The 21,042-nt window shown below is 43.2% G+C and carries 7 protein-coding genes and 4 pseudogenes; all 11 read left to right on the top strand.

Annotation, left to right across the window (positions count from 1 at the left end):
- The first annotated feature begins 30 nt into the window (after positions 1-30).
- The gene (locus DXA05_RS13680; protein ID WP_165861519.1) at positions 31-1,953 is read left to right on the top strand and encodes a glycoside hydrolase family 127 protein; all 1,923 of its coding nucleotides are present in this window, start codon (positions 31-33) and stop codon (positions 1,951-1,953) included.
- 112 nt (positions 1,954-2,065) lie between these two features.
- A pseudogene (locus DXA05_RS13675) lies at positions 2,066-3,987 on the top strand (alpha/beta fold hydrolase).
- Positions 3,988-4,031: 44 nt separating this feature from the next.
- A pseudogene (locus tag DXA05_RS13670) lies at positions 4,032-6,309 on the top strand (heparinase II/III family protein).
- A gap of 101 nt (positions 6,310-6,410) precedes the next feature.
- Positions 6,411-9,182: a two-component regulator propeller domain-containing protein gene (locus DXA05_RS13665; RefSeq protein ID WP_128859268.1), complete on the top strand. Its 2,772-nt coding sequence runs from the start codon at positions 6,411-6,413 to the stop codon at positions 9,180-9,182.
- Positions 9,183-9,368: 186 nt separating this feature from the next.
- Positions 9,369-9,883: pseudogene (locus tag DXA05_RS13660) on the top strand (sigma-70 family RNA polymerase sigma factor).
- Positions 9,884-9,927: 44 nt separating this feature from the next.
- The gene (locus DXA05_RS13655) at positions 9,928-13,137 is read left to right on the top strand and encodes a TonB-dependent receptor (RefSeq protein WP_165861518.1); all 3,210 of its coding nucleotides are present in this window, start codon (positions 9,928-9,930) and stop codon (positions 13,135-13,137) included.
- 27 nt (positions 13,138-13,164) lie between these two features.
- Positions 13,165-14,885: pseudogene (locus tag DXA05_RS13650) on the top strand (RagB/SusD family nutrient uptake outer membrane protein).
- Positions 14,886-14,919: 34 nt separating this feature from the next.
- Positions 14,920-15,471 (top strand): Ig-like domain-containing protein, encoded by a 552-nt coding sequence (locus DXA05_RS27605; RefSeq protein WP_284515552.1) that lies wholly within the window; start codon positions 14,920-14,922, stop codon positions 15,469-15,471.
- Positions 15,472-15,542: 71 nt separating this feature from the next.
- Complete coding sequence (locus DXA05_RS27600) at positions 15,543-16,385, top strand: DUF4979 domain-containing protein (protein WP_284515551.1); 843 nt, start codon at positions 15,543-15,545, stop codon at positions 16,383-16,385.
- A 50-nt stretch (positions 16,386-16,435) separates the two neighbouring features.
- Entirely contained in the window at positions 16,436-17,575 is a 1,140-nt protein-coding gene (locus DXA05_RS13640) for an alginate lyase family protein (RefSeq protein WP_284515550.1), read from the top strand.
- A gap of 222 nt (positions 17,576-17,797) precedes the next feature.
- Complete coding sequence (locus tag DXA05_RS13635; protein ID WP_004316024.1) at positions 17,798-20,953, top strand: glycoside hydrolase family 2 TIM barrel-domain containing protein; 3,156 nt, start codon at positions 17,798-17,800, stop codon at positions 20,951-20,953.
- The last annotated feature ends 89 nt before the right edge of the window (positions 20,954-21,042 follow it).

Below are 21,042 nucleotides of genomic sequence, written 5' to 3'. Positions count from 1 at the left end.
CCTATAAATATAAGGATATTAAAAATGATTATGAATAAGAAATCTTTAGTTGTAATCGCATTATTGGCAGTATCGGCTATATCGTCGGCTCAATCTGTATACCCCGGACAGCACCAGGGGAAAATAAAAAAAGAGACAGTGGCTCCTGTTCGGGTAGAAAGTTTTGATTTGAAGGACGTCCGTTTATTACCGAGTCGTTTTCGTGACAATATGTTGCGGGATTCCGCATGGATGACCTCTATCGACGTAAGTCGCCTGTTACATAGTTTCCGGACAAATGCCGGAGTCTTTGCTGGTCGTGAAGGCGGTTATATGACAGTGAAAAAACTTGGTGGCTGGGAATCTTTGGACTGTGAACTTCGCGGACATACTACCGGACATCTGCTTTCGGCTTACGCTTTGATGTATGCCGCTACCGGAAGTGAGATTTTCAAGCTGAAAGGGGATAGCCTTGTCAACGGGCTGACCGAAGTTCAGAACGCTTTGAAAGGCGGATATTTAAGTGCTTTTCCCGAAGAACTGATAAACCGTAATATCCGGGGAAAGAGTGTTTGGGCACCTTGGTACACCTTGCATAAGCTTTATTCCGGTCTGATAGACCAATATCTGTATGCGGATAATCAGCAGGCTTTGAAAACAGTGACCAAAATGGGCGACTGGGCTTATAACAAACTGAAACCACTTAGTGAAGAAACCCGCAAACTCATGATACGCAATGAGTTTGGAGGTGTCAACGAATCATTCTACAATTTGTATGCTATCACAGGAGATGAACGTTACCGTTGGTTGGCCGAATATTTCTACCATAATGATGTAATTGACCCGTTGAAAGAACTTCGGGACGATTTGGGAACCAAACATACGAATACGTTTATCCCGAAAGTCATAGCCGAAGCACGTAACTATGAACTGACAGAGAATGAGACCAGCAAAAAGCTCTCGGAATTCTTCTGGCATACCATGGTTGACCACCATACTTTTGCTCCGGGATGTAGTAGTGATAAGGAGCATTTTTTCGACCCGAAGAAATTTTCTAAACACTTGACCGGCTATACCGGAGAAACCTGCTGTACTTATAATATGTTGAAGCTTAGTCGTCATCTTTTCTGTTGGACGGGCGATTCATCTATTGCCGATTATTATGAAAGGGCACTATATAATCATATCCTGGGACAGCAAGACCCGGAAACGGGAATGGTCACTTATTTCTTACCCTTACTTTCGGGTTCACATAAACTGTATAGTACCAAAGAGAACTCTTTCTGGTGTTGTGTCGGCAGCGGATTCGAAAATCATGCTAAATACGGAGAAGCTATCTACTACCACAACAACGAGGGAATCTATGTAAATCTGTTTATTCCTTCCCAAGTCACCTGGAAAGAAAAAGGATTAACCCTTCTCCAGGAAACGGAATTTCCGAAAGAGGAAACGACCCGGTTTACTATTCGTGTCGAGAAACCGGTTCGCACTACTGTTTATCTAAGATATCCTTCATGGAGTAAAAAAGCGGAAGTTCTTGTGAACGGTAAAAAAGTAGCAGTAAAACAAAAGCCGGGTTCTTACATCGCTATCACTCGTGACTGGAAAGATAATGACCGTATCTCGGCTACTTACCCGATGCAGATTGAATTGGAAGCCACTCCCGATAATCCGAATAAAGTGGCTTTATTGTATGGCCCGTTAGTGCTTGCCGGAGAACGGGGTACGGAAGGTATGCAGGCTCCCGCACCTTTCTCTAATCCAGCTCTTTATAATGATTATTATACTTATAATTTCCATGTGCCTGCCGATTTGCGTACCTCATTGAAAGTAGATATGAAACATCCGGAACGTACTTTGCAGCGTACAGGAAAAGAACTGAAATTTATAACAGAACAAGGAGATGTGATTCGTCCGCTTTATGATTTGCATCATCAGCGTTATGTGGTATATTGGGATTTGCAGTCGAAATAGAAAAATTTAAGAACGAATTACACGAATTACGCGGTTTTATAATTATAATTGCATCAAACAATAGCGTAGTTCGTGTAATTTGTGTTTAATACGAATTTAATAGATAACGAAAATGAAGGGAAGATTATTAATCGTAATTTTTATAAGTATCTGTTTTATTGCAGGTTCCTGCAATGTATCATCCGTACAAGGGAGTCGTTATAACTTCTCTTCATTAGATTCTGTTATTCAAGGCTGGGTGAGTAAAGAGTACTATCCAGGTGCTTCTATCTGTGTAGTAAAGAATGATTCTGTCATTTTTCAGAAGAACTATGGTAGCTATACTCCTGATACAAAAGTATACGTAGCCTCTGCCGGAAAATGGGTGGCGGCTGCTGTTATCGGAGCGGTAGTGGACAGTACCAGTTTGGACTGGGATGACCCTGTGGAAAAGTGGTTGCCGGAATTTAAGGGAGATGCCAAAGGAAAAATCCTTTTACGACAACTGTTATCTCATACTTCCGGAGTGCGTCCCTATCTTCCTGAACCGCGTGTAGATAATTACAATCATTTGGATTCTGCCATTATTGAAATATTGCCGTTAGATACGGTTTTTACTTCGGGAAGCCGGTTCCAGTATGGAGGGCTTGCCATGCAGATTGCCGGAAGAATGGCGGAAGTGGCAATGGGGAAGGAGTTTGAAACTCTCTTTCAAGAACTATTGGCGCAACCATTGGAAATGAAAAATTCTCATTTTACTCCGATAAATACAGATGGCGGACATGCCCCGATGTTAGGTGGTGGTCTGTGTACCACCTTGAACGATTATATTCATTTCCTATCTATGATTTATCATGATGGAATGTATAACGATAAGCGGATTATATCAGCAAAAACTGTAAAGGAAATGCAGGCCGACCAAGTGAAAGACGCAATAATCCCTTCGAATAACTCGGATAATTATGTAGCGAAAGGGCTAGGACAATCCCACAATGGAATCTACGGATTGGGAGAATGGCGTGAATTAATCGATAAGAAGACAGGTGAAGCTTATCAGATTAGTTCACCAGGATGGGCTGGCGCTTACCCGTGGATCAATAAACGGGAGAATGTTTATGGCTTCTTTATTGCTCATGTAGTCGGTGCTTCCAGTAAAGAAGATGGTTTCTCGTCTTTTTATGGTAGTCCTGTAATTTCGAGAACTGTTTCAGAGATTGTAAAGGGACATCCGTTGGTTGTGAAACAAGGCCGCGTTGAAGTGGGCAACGGTTCTCTTTACTATGAGGAAGCCGGCACAGGTGCTCCCGTCATCTTTGTTCATGGTCATTCTTTGGATCATCGTATGTGGGATGAACAATTTTCCGTACTGGCAAAAAAATATCGTGTGATCCGCTATGATTTGAGAGGATATGGCATTTCGTCTTCACAAACGGAAGACTATCAATTCACACACGCTGGAGATTTAGTTACTTTGATGGATTCTTTGCACATCAAGAAAGCGCATATCGTCGGACTTTCTTTAGGTGGGTTTATTACTGCTGATATGTTGGCGTATTTCCCTGACCGAATGTTATCTGCTTTTTTAGCCAGTGGAAACATTCGGAAATCGAAAGGTCCCAGTGAACCGATGACTCCGGAAGAAGCAAGAGTACGTGATAAGGAGATTGCTGCTTTGAAAGAGAAAGGGGTAGATGTGATGAAGAAAGAGTGGTTTGAAGGATTGATGAAGTCAGGAGGAAGTCAGCGGGAACGAATGCGTGAGTCTCTATGGCAAATGATCGATGAGTGGGATGCGTGGCAACCTTTACACAAAGAAGTACGGGTGGTAGCTGGTTTGGATGCCATCGAGAAATTGAAAAAGAATCATCCCGATGTACCTGCTTTAATTGTTGAGGTCATTCTTCCGGCAACCGATTCTCAAAAGAACCTCCCATTTTACAATATCTTCCCAATGGAAAACTGAAAGTAATTGACGATTGCGGACACATGCTGAATATGGAACGCCCGGAAGAATTTAATGCAGCATTGGAAGAATTTTTGAAAAACGTTCAATAAAGAATAATATTGTAACTGATTATATATAGAATAGACTAAGTACCATGAAACAAACTATTATTGCTGTTATCTGTTTTTTTTGTGTTTCTTCATTATATATACAAGCACAAAAAATAAATCATCCTTCATTACTGTATACTCCACAACGCATACAGCAAGTGAAACAGCGTATGCAGCATGAACCTAAATTGCAGGAAGCATGGGGAGATATTAAGAAAACAGCCGATGAAGCTTTGCAAAAGAAAGATTTTAATCGATTAGACTATTTGTCGTTAGCTTATTTGATGACTGATAATAAGGAGTATGCAGACGCAATCAAAGAAATCCTCCTGAAAGCTGTGGAAGCCGAATCATGGGGAGATGTGGAAATGATGGCACGTATTCCTGCATGGCGTTCACAACTGGGTATGCTCATAAGAGTTTTCTTTCCGCAGTGGGGTATGATGCTGCATACAATGTCATGTCTTCTTCAGAAAGAAAAAAGATAGCCGAAGGATTGAAACGGTTAGCCGTGGAACCGGCATTGGGAGACTGGTTGTTGGAGCCGACCCGTATTCACTCATTGAATTCGATGGGACATAACTGGTGGACCTCCTGTGTTTGTCAGGGTGGAATATTGGCTTTGAGTCTTCAAAATGAACTTCCCGAAGTAAAAGAATGGGTGGAGCAACTTCACGAATCACTTCCTGAATGGTTTGATTTTGCCGGTGATGTATTGCAACAGAAAGCAAAGAGTTTTGATGAGGCTGGTGGAATGTATGAAAGTCTGAATTACGCCAACTTTGGTATTCAGGAAGCTTTGTTGTTTAGGATCGCTTGGATAAATACTCATCCCGGACAGAATCCGGGTGATATTCCTCAATTGGCAAAATTGCCGAGTTACTTCTCACAAGTCTGCTATCCGCGTACAGGTATGCTGCATAGTTTGAATTTTGGAGATAGCCATAAAAATGTATCGGCAGAATCCAGCATGATGTTATTGTATGCATTGGGGGTGAAAGATCCAACTATTTTGTGGTATATAGCCAGGTGGAACAAGGACAACATCGTGATGGCTTTTTCCTGAATCGTCCCATGGGCTTCCTTTACACTCCTGATTTGAGTAAGGCGCCCGCTGTCCCTCAACTGCCGACTTCTCAATTATTTGCCGATTTTGGTTGGGCTACGATGCGTGATTCGTGGGAAAAGGATGCTACGATGCTGGCTGTAAAAAGCGGTCATACATGGAATCATTCTCACGCAGATGCCAATTCATTTATTGTCTTTCATAAAGGGGTAGATATTATTAAAGACGGGGGAAACTGTTGGTATCCTAATCCTGCTTATCGGAATTATTTCTTTCAAAGCCAGGCGCATAATGTAGTACTGTTCAATGGCGAGGGACAACCCCGTGAGCAGCAGTACAGCGGTTCTACTTTGAGAGGATATTTACATCATCTTTTGGATGCGGGAAATGTGAAATATGTCCTGGCTAATGGAACAGGTCCTGTATCTAATAATTTCAGTCGTAATTTCCGCCATTTCCTTTGGATGGATAATGTGATTTATATGATTGATGATTTAAAGACGCATAAGGTCGGCCGTTTTGAATGGCTGTGGCATACCAACGGGACTTATAAGAAGTCGGGAGTTGACGTGAATGTGACGAATGGTAATTCTTCCGTTGTGATTCGTCCTCTTTATCCCCGTTTGCTTGCTAAGTCTGATTTTGTACACGACTATCCGGAGGATTTGTATTGGGAAGAAATACAGGCTCCAACTGAAGATTTGAAAGGTACTGAAACCTATTATTCATTCCATTTGCCGGCAGAAGTCAATCGTGTAAAAGGGCTGACAGCTATTATATTAAAGGAGACTCCCAATGAAAAAGACTTGCCACAAATGGAACGGCGGGAAGGACAAGATTGGATTGGACTTCGTATCCGTCACAAAGGTAAAGTGACTGACTTGTATATTAACCAGTTGGCAGATGGCAGACTGATGCACAGCAACTCATGGATTATGCCGGACGGCTGGATGACAGATGCCTATATGTTTGCAGTTTCTTATCCCGAAGGAACGGAAGCCAAAGACGCCAAAGATTTCTTTATCTGTCATGGCAGTGCATTAAGGCGCGATAAGGAAACCTATTTTTCTTCTTTGGCTAAGTTGTTTGTCATTCAAAAGGAAGAAGATAAGAAACTCAATCTTTGGATAGACGGACAGCCGAAGATAAATGCCAGTTTCAGGAGTAAGAAGAAGCCTGTAAGAGTAGAGGTTAATAATAAGAGAATTCCTGTTGTGTATAAACAATCCCAATTGAGTATAAAGCTGGTAGATTAACACTCATTTTTATTGAGGAGTGTGTTTTGTTTTTGTATAAACCTACATAAAATTCGGGATATTTTATGTAGGTTTGCATTGTTTCATCAAATATAAATCCTATGAATAATCTGATACGACATATAACAAGCCTTATATTTATTTCTCTTTCTCTGTCTGCCTATCCGATTTCTTATTCCTTTCGTGGTCTGTCAGAAACAAATGGATTATCTGATTTAACGGTCAGTGCCTTGTATAAAGACTCCGTAGGTTATCTTTGGATTGGAACAGCTACGTCAGTTGAATGTTTTGATGGCTTCCGTTTCAAGCATTATCCGATATTCGGAGATGATGAGAAACTGAAATGGGTGAATGTGATTGCAGAAACGCAAGGCAACCGGATTTGGGTGGGAAACGATATGGGCCTTTGGCGGATAAATAAAGAATCCGGTAAATTAGAACCGTTTGTTGCTGAAGTGATAAAATTCGGAGTTCGTTCTTTATTGACCGATGCGCAGGGAACCTTATATATTGGCAGCGAAAAAGGATTGTTTGTCTGCAAAAATAATGAATTGGAGCAGATTACTATCAATGCGGATATGTGGTCATCGGATAATTTCATAGTCGATTTGAATATGGGAGAAAAAGATACATTATGGATTCTGACCCGCTCCAAACTATATTCAATGAATCTGTCTACCCGAAAAATAACTTTATGTCCATGCGGTGACAATGATAGACAGGATTATACTTATCGAAAAATGGCACGAATTGGTTCCAGGCTCTATTTAGGGACAATGGAACATGGAGTGGTTGTTTACGATATACCGACAGGGAAGTTCAGGGATAATTGGATTGATTTGGGATGCAATGTAATTTCTTCTTTGTCGGGTGACGGAAAAGATATACTTTATGTTGGAACAGACGGAAATGGAGTACATTTTGTATCTGTCAAGGAAAATAAGGTTATGAAATCTTTCCGCTATGAACCCGGTACTAATGGCGGAATCCGCTCTAACTCTGTCTATTCATTGCTGGTGGACAGGGAAGGATTGATATGGGTTGGATTCTATCAGTTGGGACTTGATTATACACTGTATCAGAGCGGGCTTTTCTCTACCTATTCTTATTCTCCTTATTTTGATTCAAAAGACATACCGGTACGGGCTATAGCTATCAATGAGAATGAAAGATTGATAGGTTCCCGCAATGGCCTCTTCTATGTTGATGAGACGAAACGGCGTTTTAGGAGTTTCAAGTCACCCCAATTACGCTCTAATATGATAATGTGCATTTACCCGTTTCAAGGAAAGTATTATATCGGTACGTATGGTGGTGGCATGTATATACTGGATTCTTCTACATTAACTATCCATGATTTTGAACCTTCGGAGACTCCTTTTGTGAAAGGGCATGTTTTCTGCATCAAGTCGGACAATGACGGTTGTCTGTGGATTGCCACTTCAATGGGCTTGTATCAGTATAAAGATGGCGAACAACTCATTCACTATACCAGTTCGAACTCCAAACTTCCGGAAGGGAATGTGCTTGATATATGCTTTGATTCTACAGGAAAGGGCTGGATTTGTACGGCTACCGGTTTATGTATTTGGGATCCTTCCACTCGTAGTATCAAATCAGATATATTCCCCGAAGGCTTTATACATAAAGAGAAAATCAGGACAGTATATGAAGATTCTTCCCACGAGCTCTATTTCCTTCCGGATAAAGGCCCTATTTTTATTTCCGATTTGTCAATGACTCATTTCCGAAGATTCCAGCCGGGCACTCTTTTGGAAGGGAAAGATGCCATGTTTATGATCGAAGACCGTGAAGGGTGGCTGTGGATTGGTACGAATCTGGGCCTGTACCGTTATGATAAAAAATGTACAATTGTTCCTTATACTTTTGTAGATGGATTACCGAGTTCTGTTTTTATTACCTGTTGCCCTGTTATAGATGCTTCGGGAACAATCTGGTTTGGCAATTCCAAAGGATTGATTTATTTGACCAGGGATTTACGTGATATAAATGAAGAAAACAGTTATCCCCTGGCTATTACAGATGTATATGTGAATGGTAAAGAACCTTATCATCCTGCTATACAGAGAGAACAGCATCTCTATAAAGTCTCTTTGGAATCGTCGCACAAGAATCTGACTATCTGTTTCTCCGGATTTACCTATTCCGACCCTGCATATATGTCTTATGAATATAAAATGGAAGGGATGGATGATGATTGGCAGTTGTTGGGTGGTAAATCCGAACTGACCTACTATGACTTGTCTTCCGGGAAATATCAATTCAAAATCCGTCGGATTGGTGAGCCCGGTTCGGAAATCTGTTTATCAGTGACTATTGCTTCCTCTTTTAACGCGACCTTATGGGGAACAATTCTATTATTGATTGCAATAATATGCTTAAGCTATGCTTATTACCGGAGAAAAAAGAACTCTCCGGCTCTTGCGGCGGACGCCATAGAAACCGGGAAACCGGTAGTTGAAGAAAAATACAGAAAGAGCAATGTGAGTATGGAAGAATGTCATCGGCTGGCAGACGAACTGGACATGCTGATGCAGGAAAAAAGACTGTATGTTAACCCTGATTTAAAGATTGCGGATTTGGCGTCAGTATTGAACGTCTCTCCATATACATTGTCCTACGTGTTTAATCAGTTCTTGAACAAGAATTATTATGATTATCTGAATGATTACCGCATAGCTGAGTTTAAACGATTGCTTAATGAGGATGAATATTCAAAATATACCTTAAGTGCTTTAGCTGAACTGTGTGGTTTTAGTTCTCGTACTTCCTTTTTCCGTTATTTTAAAAAGACGACCGGAATAACCCCGAACGAATACGTCCAAAGTATAGGACGAACTAATGAAGATTGATTGCCGGAGTCTCATATAATAATTTGAGACTCTAGCTTGCTATTGTCTAATTAGTTGATTATCAGTAGGTGTTGTGACTTCTGTTTCCCTTCCAATAGGATGAAATCTATCCGCCCTTTTTTATTGTTTCTTTTCCGTATTTACCATTTATATTTGCCAGCGTAATGATAAACAAAAATCTAAGCAATGGAAAATATAAACATGAAATCTACTCAACTGGTTGCTGACTCTTATAAGAGTTATCATCATTCCGTTTATCTTTATATCTATTATAAAATAGGTAAGGACGAAGAAGCAAAAGACCTGTCACAAGATGTCTTTTTGCGTTTGATGGACTATAAGCAGATATTGCGTCCGGAAACAGTGAAACATTTTATATTCGCGATTTGCCGGAATCTGGTAACGGACTATTTGCGTCGTTTTTACAAAGCTCAAGAAGTAACTTCCTATCTTTTCGACCGGATTCCTACTTGTACCAATGAAGTGGAGAGCCAGATTATTGCCAATATCTATTGACATGCGAATGGGAGAGAGCCAATCAGCTTCCTGAACAACGTCGGAAGATTTATATCATGAGTCGTTTCGAAAATAAATCCTCGGCTGATATTGCCGCTCAATTGGGAATTTCTTCCCGTACGGTGGAAAACCACTTATTTATCAGTCGGAAAGAAATCCGTGAGTATATCCAACAGTGTATCTAATATTAGAATAAATAGTATAAATGTTAGTTTTAAATTTTATGTATATGAAAAAAAATCTCTTCAGATTCTCATCGAGAAGATTTCTATTCTCTACGGTGATGGCCTCTGCCCTTGTAACAGGTGCTCCACAGGCGGTATTTGCCTATGTGGGAGAAGTGCAGGCTGTTTCGCAGACTGGGGCAATCAAAGGTAAAATCGTGGATTCCTATGGCGAACCTGTTATTGGTGCCAATGTCAAAGTGAAAGGCACTACCAATGGTACGATAACGGATATGGATGGAAACTTTACTTTGAATAATGTATCAGGTGGTACGTTGGTGATTTCTTTTATCGGTTATAAGACGTTGGAAGTTTCTGTAAAAGGGACGAATCTGGCTAAAATTATCCTGCACGAAGATACAGAGGTGCTGGATGAGGTTGTCGTGGTAGGTTATGGTACTCAGAAAAAAGAATCGTTGACAGGCTCGGTAACAGTGGTCGACCAAAAACTTTTTAAGGATAAAGGTACAGTGGCCAATCCGCTTTCGGCTATGCAAGGTCAGGTTCCGGGCTTACGCATCACCCGCTCGTCGGCTGCTCCCGGCGAAGAGGGATGGGGTGTCTCAATCCGTGGCTCTGTATCGAAGAACAAGGTAGAACCTCTCTTGATTATTGACGGTGTACCAGCCAGTGGTGTGAGCGAGATGGCTCAACTCAATGCCGACGACATCGAAACCATTAACTTCCTGAAAGATGCTTCGGCTGCTATTTATGGCGCAAAAGCAGCGGGTGGTGTGATTTTGGTAACTACCAAACGTCCCGATGCCGGCAAAGCCAAAGTGGAATATAGCGGTTCGGTTACACGTAAAATTGTGGGTTTGCAGCCCCGCATGATGAGCATGGACGAATGGACGGACGGTGTGCTTCAAGCCCGTTTGAATGACGGCTATGGCGAAGACGACAACTGGGTGCGCTATGCCCGTTTGGCTAAAGCCATGAAGGGGAGTTGGATTAATCTGCATGGTGGAAACAATCCCGATGAAGATCCCATTCCGGGAGGATTCCGTGGTGTGGCCGACTTTGTGTTTCACGATATGAACTGGACTGATGTGCTGTGGGGAAACGCCACTTCTACCCAGCATAACCTCAGCGTAAGCGGAGGTTCGGAAAAATCGACCTACCGACTTTCGTTGGGGTATTTGAACGACCAAGGGACGCTGCAATGGGGGAACAACTCGAACGAACGCTATAATGTACGTTTATTCAACAGTTTCAAGATAAACAACCGTATCAGCTTGGAAACCAACATGTCAGCTAGTCGTCAGCATCAAGTGGCTCCTACACAGATTGGTAGTATATTGGGTAGTAGCATACCGCAGCCAGGGCTACCGGTTTCGACCATTGATGGCAAACCATATGCGTGGGGAGGCATTCATACCCCCAACTGGTCGGCCGAATTGGGTGGTGACAACAAACTTGTGGTGACCACTATGAATGTGAACGAGATTTTGAAAGTGAACATTTTGGATGGTCTTGATTTTCAAGGCACTTTGGGTTACTCAACGAACAATGCGGCCCGTGACGAACAATATCTTTCGGTTGATTGGTATCAATACGACGGCACTCCGATTCTGAATGAGAACTCTCCCTATCCCGCAAAAGAAAAATCATCGTATACTAAAAGTTCTGCGCGTACTGACAATTATACGGCATCAGCTTTCCTCACTTATAAGAAATTATTTGATGAGGTTCACGACATATCGCTTATGGGAGGTGTGCAATACGACTATGCCGCTTACGATTATAGCGGCACCAAAGCAATGGACGTGGAAGCGGCAATCGAATCGCTTAACGGTAAAGGACAAATCTACATAGACAAGGTAGACCGTTGGGAGGAAGCCATTCTTTCTTATTTCGGTCGCATGAATTATAACTACAAGTCGAGATATATGGTCGAAGTGAATGCTCGTTACGACGGCTCTTCGAAATTTTTGCCCAAGAATCGCTGGAACTTCTTCTGGGGCGCATCAGCCGGATGGCGTATCACTGAAGAAAAATTCATGGAGAACTTGCGTGACTATGTGAATGAACTGAAACTACGTGCCTCATATGGTGAGGTAGGTAACCAAAATGGTATCGGACGCTATGACGGCATCCAACTTTACAACTACAAATCGAACAGCGGCGCTTTGTTGGGCAACTCGAAAGGAACCTATGTGGAATCTGCCGGACTGGTGAGCACCGTGCGTACTTGGGAACGTATCTACAACTATAACTTGGGTATTGACTTTGGATTCCTCAACAATCGCCTTACGGGTACGTTCGAGGTCTTTAAAAAGAAAAACGACAATATGCTGGTTTCGCGTCTGCACCCCGGTGTATTGGGTGGAACTGCTCCCAGCACTAATAGCGGTAAGTTTGAAGCCAATGGTTACGATGCCAGCTTGACTTGGCGTGACAAGATAGGCGGTTTCAACTACCACGTTGGCGGTACGTTAACCTATATGACCAACAAACTCGTCGATGGAGGTAACATCGTGGTAAGCGCAGGTTATAACGAAGCTGTGAATGGCTATCCACTCAACTCGGTATTTGGCTACCGCTATGTGGGCAAAGTACAAAACCAAGACCAACTGGATTATTACGTGGACAAATATGTGGGCAGCAACTCTATCGCCCTGCCTGCTAACTTGCGTTTGGGCGACCACATGTATGAAGATGTGAACAAAGACGGCAAACTGACACAAGATGACCTTGTATTTCTCGGTTCCGACGACCCCAAATATTCGTTCTCGTTTAATTTCGGATGCGAGTGGAAAGGATTCGATTTCAATACCGTGTTCCAAGGTGTGGGCAAGCGTACCATCTATCGTGAAATTGACTCTTGGAAAGTGCCTTTCAAAGCTATTTGGCTGAACACTACCAACCAGTCGGTAGGTAATGTATGGAGTCCTGAAACTCCTAACAACCATTTTCCTACTTATTCAAACAGTAATGACATCAATAACTACAATTACATTCCCTCTACCTGGTCGGCCGATAATGGTGCTTACCTGCGTCTCAAAGAGATTGTACTAGGTTACACATTGCCAAAGGCATGGATGAATAAGAGCGGTTTCATCAGCAACCTGCGTATTTATGTATCGGGTGCCGACTTGTGGGAAAAATCGTATATCACCGATGGTTGGGATCCCGAAGCCACCCGCAAGGTAGAAAACAAGCAACGCTATCCGTTTAACCGCACCGTGACTTTCGGTGTGAATGCCACATTCTAATTTTTATTCTTAATATTGAAGATAACAATGAAAAAAATAGCATATATTTTAGGAATCATTTGCGCCATGATCATGCAGTCGTGTTTAGACCTTGAGCCCAAGACGCAATTGGCGGATACCAACTATTGGAAGTCGCCCGAACACTTCAAACTCTTTGCTACCCAGTTCTACGGCTGGTCGGCCGATTTCAAGTGGCTTGACGATAGCCAGCACGCTGATATTCGCTCGGACTTGTTTGCCGGTAGCACGGTGAATATCTATAGTAATGGAACGAACAGTATTCCGTCATCCGACAAGCATTATACCGACAATTACAATCGTATTCGCCAAGCCAACACCTTGTTGCAACAGGCTGATGCGTATGACCAACAAGCCGACATCGCCATTTCGGTGGGGGAAGCCCGTTTCTTCCGTGCTTATTGTTACTTCGAGTTGTTGCAGGCCTACGGTGACCTTATCATTACCCGCACGCCGCTCGACATCGACTCGCCTGAGATGCAGAAGGCCCGCAATCCGCGTACCGAGGTGGCTGACTTCATCATTGACGACTTGAAAGAAGCCGCTAAACTATTACCCGTCGATAAGGCTATCAGCAGCAGCGACGAAGGTCGCCTCTCCAGCGAAGCTGCTTTGGCATTTCTTTCACGTGTAGCCCTCTATGAAGGTACATGGGAGAAATTCCATAATGGCGGTCAAAATACCGAACGTATAAAAGATTTGCTCAATACCGCAGCACAGGCGGCTCATGATGTAATGGCGGGCGGAGCATTCGAGCTTTTTGCTCCTCAAGAATTGGGTACGGAAGCCTACAAATATCTCTTTATCTTGGAGAATGAAAAGTCGAATCCTGCCAGTATCAATAAAACAGGTAATAAAGAGTATATCTTTACCCGCCGCCACGACCCTGTTATCAATTCTATCGGGTTCAACATAACCCAAGGGCGTTTGGGCAATGCCTTGTACGTTACTCGCAAAATGGCTAATATGTATCTGCAAAGCAATGGGTTGCCCATCAATCCCCAAACGTGGAATTACACGAAAGTGGATGATGAATATAAAAATCGCGACAACCGCATGAACAATCAGCTTATGGTGCCCGGACAAACTTACTGGGGTACAAACGGCGGACGCATCGATTGGAGCGGCAATGCTGCCGAAATAGCCAATGCCTCGCATAGGAACTTCATGCCTCAAACGGGTACAGGCTACTTTCCCCACAAGTGGTGTAGCGAACGCGACGGAGTGCCTACCGGTATGGAAGCCTATGACTTCCCCATCATCCGCTATGCTGAGGTATTGCTGAACTATGCCGAAGCCGTGTTTGAACGCGATGGACAAATATCGGATGAAGACTTAGCCATCAGTTTGAACCTGACACGCAAACGCATCAACCCGAAATGCCTGACTTGACTAACGACTTTGTTACGGCAAATAATTTGGATATGCGCACAGAGATTCGTCGTGAGCGTACCATCGAATTTTTCGATGAGAATTTCCGCATTGATGATCTGAAGCGTTGGAAAACGGCCGAAGACGAAATGCCGATGAACCTCACCGGTGTGAAGTGGAAAGGTACCGATTTTGAAAACAGATGGCCTGATGCTTCCTTTAAGGAGAAAGATGGTGAAGGTTGCATTATCCACGAGAAAGGACGCAACTGGCACGAAAAGCATTACTTATTGCCGCTGCCCACCGACCAGCTCAAACTGAACTCCAACTTGAAACAAAATCCGGGTTGGAACCAATAATCCATTCATTATTCATTTATAAAGTAATCGAATTATGACATACAAAAATATACTTCAAAAGGGTGCGTTTGCAGCACTGATGACGGCTGGCTTAATGATGACCGTTTCGTGCAACGATGACGATGTATCCCCTGTTTTAGAAGAGAGAGTGCTCGTTAAGGAAATCAACCTTGAAGTGACCCCCGAACTGCCTCTGCTGATAGGCACTGACACTTTGATAAAATATACCGTAGGTCCTGATGAGGCTTTCAACAAAGAGGTGGTATGGAAATCGACTGTGCCCGATGTGGCTACCGTAGATGCCGAAGGACGCATCACGGCAGTGAAGGCCGGTAGTACGGTAATTTCGGCCAAGCCGGCTGTGGGCTATTCTGCCACTTCGACCATCAATGTGAAGGTGGTAAACGAAATTATTCACATCACTGATATCAATCTCACTAACGAAGACCTCGAAGTGTTTGTAACCTCAACTTTGCCCCTTACTTGGCAGACTACTCCGGCCGACCCCACTTACCCCGGGTTGATTTGGAAAAGCCTTACTCCCGATAAAGCCACCGTCAATGAAAAAGGCGAGGTGAAGGCATAGCCGAAGGAAAGGCACGCATCCAAGTTACCGCTACCGACGACAAACATTTCACGAAAGAGTTTGAAATTAAGGTGAAGCCCATTATCTATATCGAAAGTATGGAATTTGTGAAAGAAGCAGACAAACTAGCTTTGGGCGAAACCTACACTCCGCAGATGAATGTAACGCCGATAGATGCTACGCTTTCGTACATCGCATGGGAAAGCAGTAAGCCGGATGTTGTAGAGATTGATGAAAAAGGCCGGTTCGTGGCGAAGGCTTATGGCAATGCAGTAATTACCGCTTTGGCCGACTATGGTGACGGTAAACCTGTCAAAGCTACGATGAGTGTCAACGTGAGCGAAGGTTTAATGAACGACCAGTTTACTGTCGAGAACATCTGGCAGCCATTCGGAAACTTTACTCACCGGGAATTTGAATGGATGGAGAATGACGGAGTACTTCGTATTTTCCCCGGTGAAGATAAGACTTACAAAGCTGTCCGCATTTGTCGCAACGGCGGTTTTGGGTTCAACGTAACCAACTATCCCATCTTGGCCTTTAAAATGAAATTCCCCGAAAATGTGTTCGAAGCATCGACAAGTATAGAGTGGTATCTAGACATTTGGGGCGGAAGCGGCATTACCGTAGCCGGTAAATATGGCGAAGATACCGATAAAGGAAAAAATGCCATGACTGTGGTAGATTGCGGTGAATACAAAGTATTCTACGCCGACTTCACGAAGAAATTCCTTGGCAAAAATCAACAGTATATGCCTACCTCATTGACGAAGTACGACACGGTGGAACTTCAATTTTGGAAAATCTGGTATGAAGCCAATGAAACAGGCAGCATCTATGTGGATTGGATAAAGACTTTCGAATCGGAACAAGAACTGAAAGATTTGATAAAGAACGAAAGTGGTAAACAATAGCATCTACTTTCTCTGGAAACTGATTGAATAACAAAATGAAAATTGAATGTATGAAAAATCTTATTTATACCTTCGTGGGCAGCGTAACGCTTGTGTTGCTGACCAGCTGTAGTGCTGAGTTCGAGAACGGAACTCCCGAACCATGGCAACGCGAAATCAACCCCAATGAAAATTATGAGTACACCATCAAGCATCCTTGTCTGGTGAACACCGAAGCCGACTTTGAACGCGCACGCCGCAAAGTGAACGAACGTGCCGAACCTTGGATTAGCGGTTGGGAAAAATTGTGCGAAAGCCGATTTGCCCAACTGAGCTACAACGCAAACCCGCAAGAAGAAATTGTACGTCACTCGCAAGGCGGCAACTTCAATACGGCCGCTTTCGATGCCGGTGCCGCTTATCAGTTGGCTGTACGCTGGAAAATTTCGGGAGATGAAGATTATGCCAAGGCAGCTGTTAGAATTCTGAACGGATGGGCTAAGACTTGTAAGGGGGTGAATTATAAAACATGGCCCGACGACAGCCATCGTCTGCTTGCCGCCGGATTTATCGGATACCAGTTTGCTGCTCCCGCTGAATTGATGCGGGATTACGAAGGTTGGAAAACCGAAGATTTTGAAGTCTTCAAGAAATGGATAGATAAAACTTTCTATCCCATCTGTGATGATTTCTTGGATAACCACTTTAATTCTTCAGCCATTTCGGGCTGGATGAGTTGGGATTTGCCTGCCATGCTTACCATTCTTTCTATTGGCGTGCTGAACGATGACGATGCCAAGATTAAACAAGCCTTGGAATTTTTCTATCACGGAAAAGGTATGGGCTGTATCGAATGGTCGGTGAAAGGTATGCACGAGGATCCTGCGGGAAAAGTGAAAGGCAGACATTTGGCACAGAGCCAGGAGATGGGACGCGACCAGGGGCACGCTACTCTCAACGTAGGCTTGCACGCTTACTTCTGCCGTACAGCCTATAACATGGGCATCGACCTTTTTGCCTACAACGACAACATCATTCTTGACCTCTGCGAATATACGGCTAAGTATAACTTAACTTCGGCCGAAGATGTGGAAATGCCTTTCGAACCTTACTATCACCCCAAATACGGTTGGCATGAGAAGGTGTCGGCTGACGGTAAGGGGCGTGCCGTCCGGGATGGGAACTCCTTTACAACCATTATGCCAAGGTGAAAGGTATGAATGCTCCATATTCGCAAGCTTTTGCCGAAAAAGAACGCCCCGAAGGATATGGCGAGCGTGGTACTGCCGAAGCCGGTGATTTGGGGTTTGGAACATTATTGTATACTGAAGAATAACTTTTTGAGATTTTCCTACTGATTTCAAGGAGTTAAGAGGTTAGGCTTCTTAACTCCTTGACGTTACTCAATGGAAACCCTTACAACCCTTTATCTTATGATAAATAGATTATTTTCTACCTTATTATTCCTTTCCTGTCTTTTTTGTGGTTTGTCCCCAACGGCAAAGGCGCAAAACAACGAGTGGGAAAATCCCACCCAATATGAGTGGAACAAAGAGAAACCACACGCTGACTTTCGCCTCTACGAGCGCGCAGATGATGCAGTGAACGATAATCCCCAAAAATCGCCTTGGCAATACTCGTTGAATGGTACGTGGAAATTTGTTTATGCTCCCTCTATCGCAGAAAGCATAAAAGATTTTTATCGTACAGATTTATCCGACAATGATTGGGATACAATTATTGTCCCTTCCAACTGGGAAATCCAAGGATTCGGTGAGCCGATAATCCGCAACATTCAGTATGTGTTTTCACCCAATCCACCTTATATCGACGTTGATAATCCTGTGGGGACTTACCGGCGCACATTTACGGTTCCTCAAAACTGGCAGGGGCGTGAAGTGTTGTTGCACTTCGGTTCCATCAGCGGCTACGCCCGTATCTATGTGAACGGGCAGCAGGTGGGGATGACTAAAGCATCCAAGACTCCGGCAGAATTTAATGTGACAAACTATTTGAAAAAAGGAGAGAACTTGCTTGCTGTACAGGTGTATCGCTGGCACGATGGCAGCTATATGGAAGACCAGGATTTTTGGCGTCTAAGCGGTATCGAACGCGATGTTTTCCTGACCGCTTATCCCCAAACGACCATTTGGGATTTCTTTCTGCATGCAGGACTGGACGATACCTACCGACACGGGCAATTCCGGGCTACTGTAGACTTGCGTTCGTTCAATACCAATGCAACCCTGCAAAAGGGGACACTTACACTTGATTTGAAGGACGCAGGGGGGAAGACTGTCCTATCTGCGCAGAAAGTATATTGTATCTCAGACATAAGTACTACACTTACTTTCGAAGGCACTGTGCGCAATGTGCGGAAATGGAGCGCCGAACACCCTTCGCTCTACGACTGTATCCTGACACTTCGATCCGATGGCGACAAGCAACAGACGGTAGTGGCTCATAAAGTCGGATTCCGCCGCATTGAGATTAAGAATGCACGGCTACTGGTAAATGGTGTACCCACCTATATAAAAGGTGTCAACCGTCACGAACACAATGATACGTTGGGACATGTGCAGACCCGCGAAATCATAATGAATGATTTGCGACTGATTAAACAACTGAACATGAACGCTGTTCGTACCAGTCATTATCCAAATCATCCGTTATTCTATCAATTGTGTGACCAATATGGTATCTATGTAGTGGATGAAGCCAATATTGAAACTCATGGAATGGGTTCGGTTCCTTATTTCAAAGATACCATCCCGCATCCTGCTTATCGTCCCGAATGGTATGCAGCCCACGTCGACCGTATCACCCGAATGGTGGAAAGGGATAAAAATCATCCATGTATCATCGGATGGTCATTAGGAAACGAATGTGGTAATGGAATCGTGTTCCACGATGAGTATAAGCGCTTGAAGAAATATGATCCCGGTCGTTTTGTACAGTTCGAGCAGGCTTGGGAGGATTGGAATACAGATGTTGTCTGTCCGATGTATCCCAATATGTGGAAAATAACAGAATATCGGAAGTCCGGCAAACAGCGACCGTTTATCATGTGTGAGTATGCTCACGCCCAAGGAAACAGCAATGGCAATTTTAAAGACCTTTGGGATATTATTTATGACAGCCCTAACTTGCAGGGCGGTTTTATCTGGGATTTTATGGATCAGGGATTTAAGGTAAAGACCGAACCAAGAGACGGACGTACTTATTGGACGTATAATGGTAAGATGGGGAGCTATAAATGGCTGGAAGATAAAAAAGGGGAACTAAACACGGGAACTGACGGTTTGATTTCTGCCAATGGTATTCCCAAACCACAAGCGTATGAAGTGAAGAAAGTGTATCAGTACATTCAGTTTAGCGCAAAAGACTTGGGGAAAGGAATTATTTCCATTAAAAACCGTTATGACTTTACCAATCTGGATGAGTATGCTTTTATATGGGAAATATACAAAAACGGAGAAAAAATATCTACAGGGGATTTCAACGTTGATTTAATACCTCACGAAGAGAAAGAGATACGTTTATCTCTTCCTGTTATTCCAGAAGACGGGAATGAGTATTTCCTTAATCTCTATGCGCACACCCGGGTTGCTACCGATTTAGTACCTGCCGGTTATGAAGTAGCTAGAGAGCAGATGCAATTAAATAAAAGTAGTTTCTTCACATCGCTTCCGCCTTGTTCGGGAAAACTATCTTATGAAACAAAAGATAATATTTTGTCTTTTCAATCGGGGGGCGTTTCTGGTAAGATTGATTTGAAAAAGGGAATCTTATTTGATTATATGATAAATGGCGAGCAACCTATCAAGCAATATCCCGAACCAGCCTTTTGGCGTGCTCCGATTGATAATGATTTTGGAAATAAAATGCCCACTTTGGCAGGTGTTTGGCGGACAGCTCATGTCAACCGTTATGTGAAGAAAGTGACAATAGACGAACAGAATGAAAAAGGATTATCCATCAGGATTGATTGGATATTAAATGATATTCAGGTTCCTTATATGATGGAATATTTGATCTGTAATAATGGTGCTATTGTTGTGACAGGCAGTATCGACCTGACAGGAACGAAACTTCCCGAACTTCCCCGTTTTGGTATGCGTATGGAATTGCATCAACCTTATGAAAACTTGGTCTATTACGGTAGAGGGCCTTTTGAGAACTATATCGACCGTTATTCGAGTTCCTTCATCGGACGATATGAGGATAAGGTTGAAAATCAGTTCTATTGGTATACACGTCCGCAGGAAACAGGAAATAAAACAGATGTTCGTTGGCTGTCCTTATTGGATAGCGAAGGGCAAGGAGTGAGAATTACAGGCTTGCAACCTATCGCATTTTCCGCTTTGCATTTCTCACCGGAAGACCTTGATCCCGGCCTGACCCGTAAATTGCAGCATACTATCGACATTGTTCCGCAAAAGAATATCTTTCTGCACGTTGACTTGAAGCAACGTGGATTAGGCGGCGATAATAGTTGGGGAATGTATCCGCACAATGAATATCGCTTGCTTGACAAGAAATATACTTATAGCTATATGATTGAATTGGTAAAAAAGAATTCAGATTAAGGCTATTATTTGAATCAGTGGCAGATAAAATCTTCAATAGCATTGAGTAAATAAATTCTCCCCTTCGTATTTGTTTTCCATATATAACA

The organism is Bacteroides sp. AM54-2NS, assembly GCF_003602935.1.
GTDB lineage: Bacteria > Bacteroidota > Bacteroidia > Bacteroidales > Bacteroidaceae > Bacteroides > Bacteroides xylanisolvens.
This window is presented reverse-complemented; position numbering and strand designations above follow the sequence as displayed.